This window comes from Psychrobacillus sp. FSL K6-2843, from assembly GCF_038626375.1.
Lineage (GTDB): Bacteria > Bacillota > Bacilli > Bacillales_A > Planococcaceae > Psychrobacillus > Psychrobacillus faecigallinarum.
In genome coordinates, this window is the sequence record NZ_CP152021.1 from 3,215,783 (window position 1) to 3,230,858 (window position 15,076).

13 protein-coding genes are annotated in these 15,076 nt (G+C 37.7%); 3 read left to right on the top strand and 10 right to left on the bottom strand.

Features of this window, described 5'->3' with window-relative positions; all coding sequences use genetic code 11:
• Positions 1-465 precede the first annotated feature (465 nt).
• Positions 466-2,151 (top strand): methyl-accepting chemotaxis protein, encoded by a 1,686-nt coding sequence (locus MKY94_RS16365; protein WP_342577404.1) that lies wholly within the window; start codon positions 466-468, stop codon positions 2,149-2,151.
• A gap of 36 nt (positions 2,152-2,187) precedes the next feature.
• On the opposite strand, the gene perR is transcribed toward MKY94_RS16365, so the two are convergent.
• From perR to bcp, 3 genes are all read right to left on the bottom strand, one after another.
• The gene (perR, locus tag MKY94_RS16370) at positions 2,188-2,631 is read right to left on the bottom strand and encodes a peroxide-responsive transcriptional repressor PerR (protein ID WP_151112951.1); all 444 of its coding nucleotides are present in this window, start codon (positions 2,629-2,631) and stop codon (positions 2,188-2,190) included.
• Positions 2,632-2,743: 112 nt separating this feature from the next.
• Positions 2,744-3,688, bottom strand: a complete 945-nt coding sequence (locus tag MKY94_RS16375; RefSeq protein ID WP_191697912.1) for a D-2-hydroxyacid dehydrogenase — start codon at positions 3,686-3,688, stop codon at positions 2,744-2,746.
• Positions 3,689-3,692: 4 nt separating this feature from the next.
• Positions 3,693-4,175, bottom strand: coding sequence for a thioredoxin-dependent thiol peroxidase (bcp, locus tag MKY94_RS16380; protein WP_144541456.1), 483 nt, complete (start codon positions 4,173-4,175; stop codon positions 3,693-3,695).
• A gap of 178 nt (positions 4,176-4,353) precedes the next feature.
• Here bcp and MKY94_RS16385 point away from each other — a divergent pair, with 178 nt between their 5' ends.
• Together MKY94_RS16385 and MKY94_RS16390 are read left to right on the top strand one after the other, a co-directional pair.
• Positions 4,354-5,652 (top strand): glutamate-1-semialdehyde 2,1-aminomutase, encoded by a 1,299-nt coding sequence (locus MKY94_RS16385; RefSeq protein WP_342577408.1) that lies wholly within the window; start codon positions 4,354-4,356, stop codon positions 5,650-5,652.
• Positions 5,653-5,678: 26 nt separating this feature from the next.
• Entirely contained in the window at positions 5,679-6,761 is a 1,083-nt protein-coding gene (locus tag MKY94_RS16390) for an aromatic acid exporter family protein (protein WP_144541452.1), read from the top strand.
• Positions 6,762-6,818: 57 nt separating this feature from the next.
• On the opposite strand, the gene MKY94_RS16395 is transcribed toward MKY94_RS16390, so the two are convergent.
• From MKY94_RS16395 to MKY94_RS16425, 7 genes are all read right to left on the bottom strand, one after another.
• Positions 6,819-7,712: an ABC transporter permease gene (locus MKY94_RS16395; protein ID WP_225216176.1), complete on the bottom strand. Its 894-nt coding sequence runs from the start codon at positions 7,710-7,712 to the stop codon at positions 6,819-6,821.
• 23 nt (positions 7,713-7,735) lie between these two features.
• Positions 7,736-8,740 carry an ABC transporter permease gene (locus MKY94_RS16400; RefSeq protein ID WP_144541449.1) on the bottom strand — a complete coding sequence of 335 codons (1,005 nt, stop codon included), beginning with the start codon at positions 8,738-8,740 and terminating at the stop codon, positions 7,736-7,738.
• 123 nt (positions 8,741-8,863) lie between these two features.
• Positions 8,864-10,474 carry an ABC transporter substrate-binding protein gene (locus MKY94_RS16405; RefSeq protein WP_144541447.1) on the bottom strand — a complete coding sequence of 537 codons (1,611 nt, stop codon included), beginning with the start codon at positions 10,472-10,474 and terminating at the stop codon, positions 8,864-8,866.
• A gap of 24 nt (positions 10,475-10,498) precedes the next feature.
• Entirely contained in the window at positions 10,499-11,482 is a 984-nt protein-coding gene (locus MKY94_RS16410; protein ID WP_151112941.1) for a dipeptide ABC transporter ATP-binding protein, read from the bottom strand.
• Complete coding sequence (locus MKY94_RS16415; RefSeq protein ID WP_151112939.1) at positions 11,457-12,476, bottom strand: ABC transporter ATP-binding protein; 1,020 nt, start codon at positions 12,474-12,476, stop codon at positions 11,457-11,459. The genes MKY94_RS16410 and MKY94_RS16415 overlap by 26 nt, the downstream gene beginning before the upstream one ends.
• A gap of 189 nt (positions 12,477-12,665) precedes the next feature.
• Positions 12,666-14,417 (bottom strand): ABC transporter ATP-binding protein, encoded by a 1,752-nt coding sequence (locus tag MKY94_RS16420; RefSeq protein ID WP_342577411.1) that lies wholly within the window; start codon positions 14,415-14,417, stop codon positions 12,666-12,668.
• A gap of 58 nt (positions 14,418-14,475) precedes the next feature.
• Positions 14,476-15,015 (bottom strand): DUF402 domain-containing protein, encoded by a 540-nt coding sequence (locus MKY94_RS16425; RefSeq protein WP_144541438.1) that lies wholly within the window; start codon positions 15,013-15,015, stop codon positions 14,476-14,478.
• Positions 15,016-15,076 lie beyond the last annotated feature (61 nt).

The following is a 15,076-nucleotide window of genomic DNA, read 5'->3' on the forward strand; positions in this document are numbered from 1 at the left end:
CATAGTATACTCATATAGAGTGAAATGAAACGAAGTCTTCTTTCTATACTCTCCATATTGCAACCATCGCATTATTAGTATCATCATGATAACCAGCACCTCTCTTTCTTAGAAGATATAGAAACTCCTCACTTTTTAAATTAGCCAACACTAATCAATTGGAATGGATATCGACGATTTCTTACTATGTATTGTAACTCAAAATAATGTTCCCATTTACTCTGCGTACCTTTCCTGTTTAGGTGAAATAAAAAAGTCTAGGTGGCTTTGAAAACTAATATCTACATTTGTTTAGGCAGTCATCGACCTTGTACTATTCCCGTGTTTAATTACCTATACGTATCAATTATTTTTCATTTTATTGTATTGTTTTATTTTTAAGAATAAAATTAATCAAAATATTTGTAGTTGACGGATAATTAATACTACTTTAGACTTAAGATGAAAGAAATGGAGGGTACCAATATGTCTATTAGAAAAAAACTGAACTTTTCCTTTTTATCTATTTTCTTTTTATTACTTATCACTTTAGGGGTAACATTCCTACAATTACTATCTATTGAAGAAAAATTTGATTATGCATTAGATAATCGTGTACAACAACAGCTCTTAACGGACGATATTCAAACAGAGCTTGGTATGCAAGGACTTTACATAAGAGCTATGATTTTAAATAATACAGATAAGGCAAAGGACTCCTTAGTTATGCATCAAGATTTGTTGAATGAGGCAATTCTAAATTTAGAAAATTTGGCTTCATCAGACACAATGAAGGGCTATTTGAGTGATATCCATAAACATAACGACGCGTTTAACACTGCTGCTACAGAAGCTATGGACGCATTAAACAAGGGAAACAAAGACAGTGCGTTACAAATAGTAAATAATGACGCTCAAATAGCAAATGAAGGTGTTTTAGCCACAGCACTCAAAATAAATGAATATCAAGAAGGTCAATTAAAGGTAATTACAGATGAGACTAAACAGGTAGTCAAAAATACAATTATTTTTAGTCTGGCGATACTTGCTATTAGTATTATGGTCGCTTCTGGAATTTCTATTTTTATAAAAAAATCCATTACTATTCCTCTTGTGAAAGTAGCAAGGGCAACTGAGATTATAGCGAATGGTGACTTAACAGCACCTGATATTAATAGCCAAGCAAAGGATGAAATAGGTGTTCTAGCTAAATCCTTTAATAAAATGAAATCTAACCTGAAAGATCTAATCATTAGCTTACATGAAAATGCCAATCATTTATCGAGTGTATCTGAGGAGCTTTCTGCTAGCACAGAGGAAGTGACCATTGCGTCTACGGATGTGGCAAATCGTGTGGAAATGACTGCCGAAGGTGCACAAAGCTCTGCAAGATCTGCCAAAGAAAGTGCGACTGCTATGGATGAGACTGCTGCCGGAGTGCAACGTATTGCTGAATCTACCCAAATTTTACATAGCAATGCATCAAACACAATTGAGTTTGCTAGTAAGGGTGAAGAAATATTAAAAACAGCCAAAGAACAAATGCAACTGATTTATGATTCATCTAATGAAACGAATCAGCTTATTAAAAAATTAAGTGAGCAATCCCTTGAAATTGAGAATATCACAAAAGTTATTACAGCTATCTCTGAGCAAACAAACTTACTTGCCTTAAACGCTGCTATTGAAGCTGCTCGAGCAGGAGAACATGGAAAAGGATTTGCAGTAGTTGCCGATGAAGTAAGGAAACTTGCTGAGGAATCTAAACAGTCTGCTAGCCAAATAGTATCCTTAATTATAGAAATTCATAAGGATACAAAAAATGTGGAAAAATCCGTTTTGGTCGGACTTCAAAATGCTGAAGAAGGTGTGGAAGTAATTAACGAGGCCAATACTTCCTTCCTATCAATTGCTAGCTCCATTGAGCAAGTTACCTACCAGATAGAAGATATTTCAGCTACATCTGAGCAAATCTCAGCAAGTGCTGAAGAAGTTGCAGCATCAGTAGCTGAAATTGCCAGCCATACGATAGAAGCATCCTCCCAGACCGAAATGATCTCTGCTGCTGTAGAGGAACAGACAGCAACCATGCAGGAAATCAACACAGTGGCGCAGGACTTAACAGAAAAAGCAGTGGATTTAGAACAACTTATTGGCCGCTTTAAAATTTAGACAAAATAAAAACCGAGCGAATATACGCTCGGTTTTTTATTGGACTTTAGTTGCTTGTTCCTTACATGTAGGACACGAACCGTAAATCTCCATTCGGTGAGAACTAACATCAAAACCGGTCAAATGAGAGGCAAGATGCTCTACTTCATCTAATCCTGGATAATGGAAGTCAACTATTTTACCGCAAGAATTACAAATCATATGGTAGTGGTCATTTGTGATGAAATCAAAACGACTTGAATTATCGCCATATGTTAATTCCTTTACTAAGCCCGCTTCTCTAAACACACGTAAGTTGTTATAGACAGTAGCAACGCTCATGCTGGGAAATTTACTTTCAAGCGCTTTATATATATCGTCCGCAGTGGGATGTGACATAGATTGAATAATAAATTCCAGAATCGCATGGCGTTGAGGCGTTATACGTACACCGGTTGATTTCAATGTATCCAAAGCGTCTCTTAAATGTACTTCCGTCATCGCTATGCACCTCTCTTTATAATCATTATTAAATGATAAGTTTATAATAAGTATAAAGAAGAAATACTATCGCTGTCAAATTTTTCGACTATTAACATAGTATTAATACACTTTAGTATCCTCGTGAAACGTCTATAACATTTTCAAAATTGCTTTCTTCATTTAAATAGGAAGTTAAATTTCTAGAGAAAATTTCAAGTGCTCTCACCACATATTGAGAGGAGTGACTAGAGATATGTGGGGAGATGATTACATTTGGCATACTCCAAAACGGATGATCACTTTCAAGTGGTTCCTTTGCAAAAACGTCTAATACAGCATAGGCTATACAATTATCCTCCAAGGCTTGTTTCAAATCCTGCTCTTTCAATAAGTCCCCACGTCCGTAATTCATAAAAATAGCACTCTCTTTCATAGATTTGAAGTGCTCGTATGTTAACAGTCCTCTCGTTTCTTCAGTGCTAGGAAGTATGGAGATTACTATATCAGCTTTTGGTAATACCTCTTTTAATGACTTGAAGGACACCATCTCATCCATATAAGATGCTGTTTTTCCACTACGATTGCAACCAATTGTGTGTACTCCAAATGCTTGTAACAGTCTTCCTACTTCTCCTCCAATTGCCCCCGGCCCTATTATTAATGCTGTTGATCCATAAAGCTCCGATGAGGGAACTCTTTTCGACCATTCTGCCTTTTTCTGATTTTCAGCTATGAGAGGCAGGGACTTTTTAATAGAAAGTATATGAGCCAAAATGGATTCGGCCATAGGTGTTTTATGAATACCTCTCACATTTGTGAGAAGTATGTTCCTTTGGGCTATTTCTTGTAAAGGCATTTTTTCTAAACCTGCTGAGGCAACCATAACCCATTTCAGTTTTTTAGCACCTTCTATATGTGAAGGTTTAAGGTCCTCCCCATACGTCACAAAAACACTAGCTGTTTTAAGTTCATTCTCATTTAAGTCCTTATGGAAGATAAAATCTACTTGGGGAAAGCGATTGATCAAGCTTAATCGCTGCTCCTCCTTCGGTAAAAAGGAAAATAATATTTTCATCTATTTATTCACCAGCTTTTACTAAGGATTTTAATGTATGTAGCACTTCTTCTACGTGATCTTTTACTTTAACCTTTCTCCACTCCTTCACCACTGTCCCAGTTGGATCGATCAAAAAGGTTGTACGTTCAATTCCCATATATTCTTTCCCAAAGTTTTTCTTCAATGCCCATACTCCGTATGCCTCTGAAACTTCATGAGTATCATCGATCAATAAAGAAAAAGGTAGTCCATGCTTTTCTATAAATTTTGTATGGGCCTTCTCACCATCTGCACTTACTCCAAGAATGACTGCATTTAAATCAGAAAAATCTTCATAGGCGTCTCTAAACTCACATGCTTCCGTCGTGCAGCCCGGTGTGGAGTCTTTAGGGTAAAAGTACAAAATGACATACTGCTTTCCAGCAAAGTCTTCCAATGATACGACTTCACCCTTTTCATTTTTTAATGAAAATTTAGGTGCGGCCATTCCTTCTAATTGTTCCATCAAAATCCCTCCTCTAATATTAGTTATATCGTAACGAACTTTATAAGTATGTTCAATTTCTTTAGCCTTTTTCCTCTTATTTGTCTAAAATATTAAAAGTAACCACTATGACTAGAAGTTTTAGGAAAGACAAGTTATAATTTTCATCTTACATACATTCAATAATGGAGGTAGAACATTGAAACATACACAATCTGAACAAATACAGGTACATGCATTAGAACATATCGTTGGAGGAGTAAACAGCCCTTCCCGCTCCTATAAAGCAGTTGGAGGCGGAGCACCTATTGTCATGGAAAGAGCAGAAGGTGCATACTTCTATGATGTAGATGGAAACAAGTATATCGATTACTTAGCAGCCTACGGTCCTATTATTACCGGACACGCTCACCCGCATATTACAGAAGCTATTACAAAGGCGGCCCAAACAGGCTTATTATATGGTACCCCAACAAAGCATGAGGTTACATTCGCTAAAATGCTAAAAGATGCTATACCTTCAATGGATAAAGTGCGCTTTGTTAACTCAGGGACGGAAGCAGTAATGACTACAATACGAGTTGCACGTGCCTATACAGGAAGAACAAAAGTAATGAAATTTGCTGGCTGCTATCACGGGCACTCTGATTTAGTTTTAGTTGCAGCAGGCTCTGGCCCAGCAACTCTTGGAACTCCCGATTCTGCCGGAGTACCTCAATCTATAGCAAAAGAAGTTATAACGATTCCATTCAATGATCCTCAGGCATACAAGGATGCTATGGAAAAGTGGGGTTCTGAATTAGCCTGTATTTTAGTGGAACCTATTGTAGGTAATTTTGGAATGGTGGAGCCTAATGAAGGATATTTAGCGCTAGTTCACGAAATTGCAAAAGAAAAGGGAGCTCTTGTTATCTATGATGAAGTAATTACAGCATTCCGCTTCCATTATGGAGCTGCATCTACTATGCTTGGCCAAATACCGGACTTAACTGCATTGGGTAAGATTATTGGCGGTGGACTTCCGATTGGTGCATATGGCGGTAAGAAAGAAATTATGGAGCAGGTAGCACCACTTGGACCTGCTTATCAGGCTGGAACAATGGCTGGTAATCCTGCGTCAATGCAAGCAGGAATTGCTTGTTTAGAAGTTCTTCAGGCTCCCGGTTTATATGAAGAGCTAGATAGATTAGGTGCATTGTTAGAGAAAGGAATTTTAGATGCAGCTAAGAAAAATAATATTACAATTACAATCAATCGCATAAAAGGTGCACTTTCCGTTTATTTTACCGATGTAAAGGTTGAAAACTACGAACAGGCAGAAGCTAGTGATGGTGAGATGTTCGCTAAATTCTTCAAGCTTATGCTTGAGCAGGGTATCAATCTTGCACCTTCTAAATACGAAGCTTGGTTTATTACTACAGCTCACACAGAAAATGATATAGTAGAGACAATTAATGCTGTAGACAATGCTTTTGCTCAACTAAATAAATCAAAGTAATAAGGTTAACGAAAGGATAGGATGGAATGAAATTAGGCGCACGCATATTTAAAACTGGAGTTGCTATAGTATTTTCCTTGTTTATAGCTGAACTACTTCAGCTTCCTAGTCCTGTCTTTGCAGGAATAGCAGCAATTTTTGCGATACAACCATCTATCTATAGATCCTACTTAACCGTTATTGAACAAATACAATCTAACCTAATTGGAGCAGCTATAGCAGTCATTTTTGCATTAGTTTTTGGCAATCATATTATTGCTGTTGGCTTTGCTGCAATTGTCGCCATTTCCATCATGCTCAAATTTAAGCTAGAAAAAACTGTTTCGTTAGCATTAGTTACTGTGATAGCTATTATGGAGATACAAAGCGATGAATTTTTAACCTTTGCACTGATTCGATTTTGTACCATTCTCGTTGGGGTAATTTCAGCCTTTGTCGTAAATCTAGTATTTCTTCCACCTAAATTTGAGACAAAGCTTTTTAACTCTATTCATTACACACAGGATGAAATTATAAGATGGATTAGAATCGCTTCCAGAAACGCGGCCGATCATCAGTCTAGTAAGCAGGCAATAAGTCAGCTAAAAGGTAGACTAGAACGAATCGATCAAATATACTCCTTTTTTAAGGAAGAAAGAGTATATACAAAAAAAGCAACACATTCAAAAGGTAGAAAAGCAGTCGTTTATCGCGAGCTCATCGAGATTTCATACAATAGCTTAGAAGTATTAAAAAGATTGCATCTCCATGAAAATGAATTAAATGACCTTCCAGAGCATTTTAGAATGATGATAACAGAAAGATTAGATTCACTTTTGACTTATCATGAGCAGCTCCATTTGAAATTTATTGGCAAGCTTAAAGCAGATCACATGGAATGGCACGGTCCAGAGGCATTTATTCAAAGACAAGAGGTTATGAATATATTCGTCCAACAAATTGCCTTAACCCAAATAGAGGAGGAGTTCTCTACGTACCATCTCCTGCATTTACTTTCTTCTATTTTAAAATATGAAGAACAGCTAGAGCATGTGGATAAGCTCATAACTGCTTATCAGAACTTCCACAGTAAGGAATTAACTGTACAGATTGAGGAAACTCCTTATTAAAACTAAAAAACACGTATCTCCATTTGGCAATAAGTGCCATTAGGAGATACGTGTTTTTTAGTTTTTCATTCTTGGATCCAATGCATCCCTTAAGCCATCACCCATAAGGTTAAAACCAAGGACTGTTAGCATGATAGCAAGTCCTGGGAAAATCATTGTCCACGGTGCTGTTCGGAGGTGGTTTCGTGCATCCGCAAGCATCTTGCCCCACTCAGGTGTTGGTGCCTGTGCTCCCAAGCCTAAGAAGCCTAGTGCGGCAGCCTCTATAATTGCAGAAGCAATGGCCAAGGTTCCAGCCACAATAACAGGTGCCATAGAGTTAGGTAAAATATGCGAGAAAAGGATACGAAAATCCTTCATACCAATTGCCTTAGCAGAGGTTATGTATTCCTCTTCTTTAATACTTAAAACTTTTGATCTGATGAGTCGTCCGAAGTTAGGAATGTTGATAATTGCAATCGCAATCAAAGCATTTTGCAAAGAAGGACCTAACACAGAAACTACTGCAATCGCTAGAAGAATGCTAGGAAAAGCAAGTAGAATATCAAAGATACGGGAGATAATCATGTCAACCCATTTCCCGTAGTAGCCGGCTACTATTCCCAATATACTTCCTATAATGACAGAGCCGATTACTGAGGAAAAACCTACCCATAGAGAAATTCTAGCCCCATGCACAATTCGAGAGAATATATCTCTTCCAAAATCATCCGTGCCAAACCAAAACTGGCTAGATGGTGCTAAAAGTCGATGTTTCGTCATGGATTGTTCATCAATACCCTGTGGGACCAGAAAAGGTCCTATTAGTGCGACTACTATAAAGAAAAATACGATAAAAGTGCCGACAAGTGCCACCTTGTTTTTCCGGAAACCTCTCCACGCTTCTTTCCAAGGACCAGCTGATATGTCCTTTTCGGTAGCCAATAAATTATCCGGTGCTTTTGGAACCATTTGGGTCATCATCATCTCTCCTTTTAGTCATACTTGATGCGTGGATCAATTAATCCATATAAAATATCAACGAATAAATTGATCATAACGAATATAAAAGCAACTACTAATATTCCAGATTGAATAACAGGGTAATCACGGAACTGAATGGCATCGTAAATATAGCGACCAATTCCCGGCCATCCAAAGATGGTTTCTGTCAATATAGCTCCTCCTAAAAGTAAGCCCATTTGAAGACCGATTACTGTTAAGACTGGAATGATGGCATTTTTCAAAGAATGCTTATATACTACCCAAAACATTTTTTGGCCTTTAGCTCTTGCTGTTCGTACATAATCCGCTCTCATAACCTCTAGCATACTAGATCTGGTCATTCGAGCAATAATAGCCATTGGAATAGTAGCCAAGGCAATACTAGGTAATAACAAATGCTTGAGAACAACACCAAGCTGATCAAAACGGCCATTAATAATAGTATCAATTACATATAAGTTGGTGACTGCTGAAACTGGGTCTCTTGCTTCCTGCCTCCCACCTGTTGGAAGCCAGTGTAATTCTACGGCAAAAATCCATTGCTCCATTAACCCCAACCAAAATATTGGCATCGAAACACCTATTAAAGCTAGTACCATTGCTAAGTAATCGAACCAAGAGTTCTGGAACCATGCAGATATAATTCCCGCGTTTACCCCTATAATAACTGCTATTAGAATTGCAAAGAACGCTAGCTCAAACGTAGCAGCAAGATACGGCCATATTTCAGAAGCTACTGGCTTAACAGTTCGCATCGACTCACCAAGATCACCTTGAAGAAGACCAAATAAATAATCAAAATATTGCACATACCAAGGATTATTTAAGCCTAGGCTTTCTCTTAGTGATTCAATAGCATCCTTAGAAGCTAATTGTCCCAGAATAACCTGTGCTGGATCACCTGGGATAGCACGAATAATCATAAAAACTAAAAAAGTCATACCAAGCAATACTGGTATAAGCTGCAACAGCCTCTTTCCAATATAGTGAAGCATGTTTTTTCACCCTCTTCATCTTAAAATATGAAATACAAGCTTCTCTCTTTGACCTGACAATTAAAATACTTCTAATCCTTTAAAAGAGGAAGGAATCAAGAAGATTCCCTCCCCCATCAGTCTTTACTTAAAGTCAACGTTTCCTAATTTGTCTGAGCCAGTTGGATGTGGTGTGAAGCCTGTCAATTCTGCTTTACCAGCAAGTAATGGTGTTGAGTGAGCAAGTGGAACCCATGGTGCATCTTCAAATATTATTTCTTGAGCTTGTTTATATAATTCAATACGTTTGTTTTCGTCTACCTCTGATTGTGCTTCGATTAGAATTTCGTGTAATTGGTCATTGCTATAGTACGTGTAGTTATTACTTTCGATATTATCTTTGTCTAGCAATACATAAAGGAAATTATCCGCATCCCCGTTATCACCAGTCCATCCAAGTAAGAAGGCATCAGCTTCTCCTAAACGAGCTTTTTCTAAATATGTTGCCCATTCATAAGAAACGATTTTTGCATTGATGCCTACTTTCTCTAAGTTATTTTTAATTGCTTCTGCAACCTTTGCTCCGTCAGGCATATAAGGTCTTGGAACCGGCATAGCCCATAGCTCCATATCAAAGCCATCTGCTAATCCAGCTTCTGCTAAAAGTTCCTTTGCTTTTTCTGGATCATATTCGTAGCCAGGAATATCGTTATTGTAGCCACTAATAGAAGAAGGCATAGGGTTTTTAGCGATTTCAGCTCCGCCCTCAAAGAAAGCATCTACAATTGCTTGCTTATCGATAGCATAATTCATTGCTTGGCGTACTTTTACGTTGTCAAAAGGAGGTCTAGTATTCGTTAGACCTAAGTAACCAACGTTCATGGACGGGCGCTCATACAGTTGTAGAGTAGAATCACCCTCAACTGTTTTACGATCAGACGGATTTACTCCATCAGCCAAATCAATGTCTCCAGCTAGTAGGTTATTTAAGCGTGCTGCGTTATCCGGAATAGCACGGAATACAACTTTATCAAGCTTAGGCATACCATCTACCCAGTAATCTTCATATTTTTCAATTGTAATGGAATCATTTCGTTTCCATTCTACGAATTTGAATGGACCTGTTCCTACTGGATTATCTCCAAATTTCTCTTCATCTTTTTCAAATGCCGTTGGACTTGCTATTCCGAATGGACTCATAGCAATATTTTTTAAGAAAGGAGCTTGTGGACGTTTAAGTTTAAATACTACTGAGTAATCACCATCAGCAGTAACTGACTCAATTACATGTCCTTCATCGCCTGCATATCCTCCAAACATAGAGCCATAGTAATAGAATTTTTCCTCTGAGCCATTAGCCCAGCGTTCAAAGTTTTTCACAACAGCCTCAGCATTAAAATCTGTACCGTCGTGAAATTTAACTCCTTCTTCTAAAGTAAATGTATAAGTTAAACCGTCATCAGATGTTACCCATTCTTTGGCAAGGCCTGCTTGGATAGTAGTATCTTCTTCACCAAAATTTAATAGTGTTTCAAATACATTTTGTGTAACTTTAAATGATTCACCGTCAGTTACTATAGCAGGATCTAGAGAAACAGAGTCTCCCCCTCGACCAAACACTAATACTTTATCCCCTGATGATGAGGAGGATTCTCCTTTTTTATCTCCTCCGGTTTCATCACTTGAACAAGCAACGATTGTAAAAGCGGCAAATATCATTAAAAACATAAAAGACAATAATTTCTTTTTTCTCACATGGACCCCTCCAAATTTATATTATCAATGCTGGACTGCCTCATTATAAAGATGGCAGGCAACAAAATGACTATTCTTAACTTCCTCTAGCTTCGGTTTAACGGTTGTACAAACGTCCATTTTAAAAGGACAACGTGTATGGAATGTACAGCCTGTAGGAGGGTTAGAAGGGCTTGGAATATCTCCTTCTAATATAATTTGCTCCCTTTGAAATTGTGGATCAGGTACTGGCACAGCAGAGAGAAGTGCTTTTGTGTAAGGGTGCAGCGGCTCTGCATACAAATTCTCACTAGGTGCAAGTTCAACCATTCTACCTAAATACATAACCCCTACTCGGTCGCTAATGTGACGGACCACTCCTAAATCGTGGGCGATAAATATATAGGTCAGTTTTAACTCCTTTTGCAAATCCTGCATAAGATTTAAAACTTGAGCTTGAATGGATACATCGAGTGCAGAAACGGGCTCATCCGCTATAATCAGCTTTGGATTGGTCATAAGTGCTCTAGCGATTCCAATACGCTGTCTTTGTCCACCACTGAACTGGTGAGGATATCGTTTTGCGTGATAGCTGCTCAATCCTACAATTTCTAAAAAGTCATGAACCTTTTGTCTGCGAGTTTTAGGATCTCCGATTTGATGAACTATAAGCGGCTCCATTAAAATCTTCTCCACTGTATGACGAGGATTTAGAGAAGCATAAGGATCCTGGAACACCATTTGGATATCTCGTCTAACCTTGCGCATGGCCGAGTCTGAAATCTTCGTTAAATCCTTTCCTTCAAACATCACATTTCCTTCTGTTGGCTCTAGCAATCTCATAAGCATACGGCCTGTAGTAGATTTACCGCAGCCTGATTCTCCAACAATCCCTAACGTTTCTCCCTCATTCACAAAGAAAGATATGTCATCTACTGCTTTTACATAACCCACTTTTTTTGACAAAACACCCGAACGAATAGGAAAATATTTTTTCAGTCCGTCAACTTTTAACAGCGGCTCTGTCATAATCTGCAACCTCCTTAGAGTCATACAAGAAACATCTTGTTTTATGTCCCTCCGATGTTTCAAAAAGAGGAGGATTTTCCTGCAGACAGCGTTCGAATGCAAATTCACATCTTGCAGCGAATCGACAGCCCTGCTTTATAACTCCTGGCTTTGGCACATTACCAGGAATAGAATATAGTCGTTGCTTTTTGTATCTCATGTCAGGCACTGATGCAAGTAGCCCCTTTGTATATGGATGCTGAGGGTTTTTAAAAATAGTGTCAACTAGTCCTTCTTCTACTACTTTTCCTGCATACATGACCACTACACGTTCACAGGTCTCGGCCACTACACCAAGATCATGAGTGATAAGAAGTACAGCTGTATTTAGTCTTTTATTCAGATCTCGCATTAGCTTTAGGATTTGTGCTTGGATCGTAACATCTAATGCTGTAGTCGGTTCATCAGCTATCAATACCTCTGGATCACATACAAGCGCCATTGCAATCATAACCCTTTGACGCATACCACCTGAAAGTTGGTGAGGGTAGTCCTTCATAAGTGCTTCTGCTCTAGGAAGACCAACAAGCTTGAGCATCTCAACCGCTCTGTCCTTAGCTTGTTTTTTACTCCATCCTTTTTTATGTAGGGTTATGGCTTCCATAAGCTGATTCCCAATTGTAAATAAAGGATTTAAAGAGGTCATCGGCTCCTGGAATATCATAGCAATCTCATTTCCTCTTACTTTTCTCATCTCTTTTTCAGAGAAAGTAGTTAAATCCTTGCCTTTAAATAAGATTTCTCCATTTGTTATTTTTCCAGGGGGACTAGGAATTAGACCCATAATTGATAGTGAGGTAACACTTTTACCACAGCCTGATTCGCCTACAATGCCTAAGATTTCCCCTTCTCTAACATGGAAATCTACATAATCAACAGATGGAATAACACCATCATCTGTAAAAAAGGAAGTTTGAAGACCTTTCACTTCTAATACTTTTTTTCCTTGTTCCATGATAACTCTCCTTTTTTACAAGACTATTTAAAATTTTCATTATATTTGTTCATATTGATATTTTACACATTTTAGCATTTTATGCAATACTTTTCGGACTATTTAAAACCTTCCCTATATTCAATAATCCATAAAAATAGTATAAAAAAACACCCAATAAGAACAAAATCGCCTTATTGGGTGTGTTTGTTAGTCCACAGTATCTAATTGTTGTATTTGAAATAAGTTATAATATACCCCTTTGTCCTTCATGAGTTTAGCATGAGAACCTTCCTCTGCTAATCCTCCATTTTCTATAACAAATATTTTATCTGCATGCGTTATTGTGGAAAGTCTATGTGCTACGATAATTGTTGTTCGATTTTGTGCCAAACGCTCTAAGGAATCTTGAATTAAAGATTCGCTCTCTAAATCTAATGCTGAAGTCGCCTCATCTAGAACTAATATCGTTGGATTTTTTAAAAATACACGTGCAATTGCGACACGTTGCTTTTGACCTCCTGAAAGCTTAACTCCACGCTCTCCAACCTTTGTTTCGTATCCATCAGGCAGTTCCATGATGAAGTCATGTGCATTAGCAGCTTTTGCCGCCTCTATTACTTCTTCATCACTTGCATCTGGTTTACCCATTAAGATATTCGATTTTACGGAGTCACTAAACAAAATATTATCCTGTAGGACAATTCCTATTTGTTGTCTAAGCGATTCAATCGTCACGTCGCGAACATCTTTTCCATCGATTTGTACGCTACCTGATGTCACATCATAAAATCGGGGAATCAGGCTAATAATAGTGGACTTACCCCCACCACTCATCCCGACAAATGCAACTGTTTCACCAGCATTTACTCTAAGGTTTATATTATTAAGGATAGTTTGACCGTCTTTTTCATATTGGAAGGAAACATTGGAAAAGGTTACTTCCCCATAAGTATTGCCTAACTTTTTAGCTCCAGGTTTATCGACAATATCATATTTCTCATCCATCAACTCAAATACTCGATCCATAGAAGCAAAGGATTGTGTTAATGTTGTTGAAGAATTAACTAATCGTCTTAAGGGACTATAAAGGCGCTCAATGTAAGCTATGAACGCAGCCATGGTTCCTACAGATAATCTTCCATGAATAGCCTCATATCCAGCGTAAGCAATTACTAATAGTGGAGCAATATCCGTAATAGTATTAACTACAGCAAATGCTTTTGCGTTCCATATCGTCTGATCCACTGCTTTATCTAGAAATTCTCCGTTCGTCTCATTGAATAATTTTTGTTCATGTTTTTCGAGTGTAAAGGTTTTAATAATACTCATCCCTTGGACACGTTCATGAAGATAGCTTTGTACTCCTGCAAGAGCCTGGGATCTCTTTCTTGTTAAATCACGAAGTCTTCCAAAAAAGAATTTAACACTGAATGCGTAGAACGGAAATGCTATTAAGGTAACTAATGTTAGCTTGACATTCATTGTCAACATAATGCCGATAGCTATTAGAATGGTAGCTAGATCAAGCCAGACATTCATCAAGCCAATCATAACAAAGTTTTTTGTTTGTTCTACATCATTAATAACGCGAGAAATCACTTCTCCTGCACGTGTGTTGGAATAGTATTTTAAGCTGAGTTTTTGTAGGTGTATGTATAGCTTTTGACGTATATCATACAAAATTTTATTGCTGACTAATTGTGCCAAATATTGTCGATAATACTCGATTGGTGGTCGAACGATTAAGAATACCAATGCGGTACCACCAAGCCAATAAATCAGTTGTTGGATTTTCTCATCCGTTGACATATCGCCGCCAATAATATCATCAACGACAATCTTAATCAATACAGGTATAAATAGTGGAATTGCAAATTTTATAACCCCAATAACAATTGTTAGGAATATTTGCCAATTATAAGGCTTCACAAATTCCATATATCTTTTCATGGTACTCACAAAATTACTTCCTTTCTTAAAACGGAAGAACCTGTTGTAAAGTCAACAGGTTCTTCAACTATTCATTCAGCTGTTTATAAAAATGATAACGACTTGTCCATGCCTCTATAAAGTCGGGAGCAAACGGCCCTCTTCTTTGCTTAATCCAAGAAATTAGTTTTTCTATATTTCGCTCAAGAATAGCATCCATCTCATCTGGATAATTCATTTCTCTTTTGTGCTGTTCGTATTCATCCTCATCTAAAATAGTGTAGGTCATGTCTGGAAAGACCTTCACATCTAGATCATAATCAATATATTTTAACCTTTGATTGTTGTAGACAAATGGCGAACTAATGTTGATGTAATAATATACGCCGTCTTCTCGAAGCATACAAATAATGTTAAACCAATGCTCTGCATGAAAGTAACAAATGGAAGGCTCTCTTGTAATCCATGTTCGGCCATCTGCCTCTATTACAAGAGTACGTTCGTTTGCACCTATCACAATATTCTTGGTGCCTTTTAAAACCATCGTTTCCTGCCAGACACGGTGGATACGGCCATTATGCTTGTAGCTGTGAATTTGAATAATTTCTCCTTCTGTTGGAATCGCCATGATTTAGCCACCTTTTCACCAAGCGCAAAATTGAATATTATACTTATTTCCCTATTATAGC

Bases quoted from the DNA above. Each gene is read 5' to 3' on its own strand.
- perR (WP_151112951.1), bottom strand. From the start codon at position 2,631: ATGACGGAAGTACATTTAAGAGACGCTTTGGATACATTGAAATCAACC.
- MKY94_RS16390 (WP_144541452.1), top strand. From the start codon at position 5,679: ATGAAATTAGGCGCACGCATATTTAAAACTGGAGTTGCTATAGTATTT.
- bcp (WP_144541456.1), bottom strand. From the start codon at position 4,175: ATGGAACAATTAGAAGGAATGGCCGCACCTAAATTTTCATTAAAAAAT.
- MKY94_RS16425 (WP_144541438.1), bottom strand. From the start codon at position 15,015: ATGGCGATTCCAACAGAAGGAGAAATTATTCAAATTCACAGCTACAAG.
- MKY94_RS16395 (WP_225216176.1), bottom strand. From the start codon at position 7,712: ATGGTTCCAAAAGCACCGGATAATTTATTGGCTACCGAAAAGGACATA.
- MKY94_RS16415 (WP_151112939.1), bottom strand. From the start codon at position 12,476: ATGGAACAAGGAAAAAAAGTATTAGAAGTGAAAGGTCTTCAAACTTCC.
- MKY94_RS16375 (WP_191697912.1), bottom strand. From the start codon at position 3,688: ATGAAAATATTATTTTCCTTTTTACCGAAGGAGGAGCAGCGATTAAGC.
- MKY94_RS16400 (WP_144541449.1), bottom strand. From the start codon at position 8,740: ATGCTTCACTATATTGGAAAGAGGCTGTTGCAGCTTATACCAGTATTG.
- MKY94_RS16365 (WP_342577404.1), top strand. From the start codon at position 466: ATGTCTATTAGAAAAAAACTGAACTTTTCCTTTTTATCTATTTTCTTT.
- MKY94_RS16410 (WP_151112941.1), bottom strand. From the start codon at position 11,482: ATGACAGAGCCGCTGTTAAAAGTTGACGGACTGAAAAAATATTTTCCT.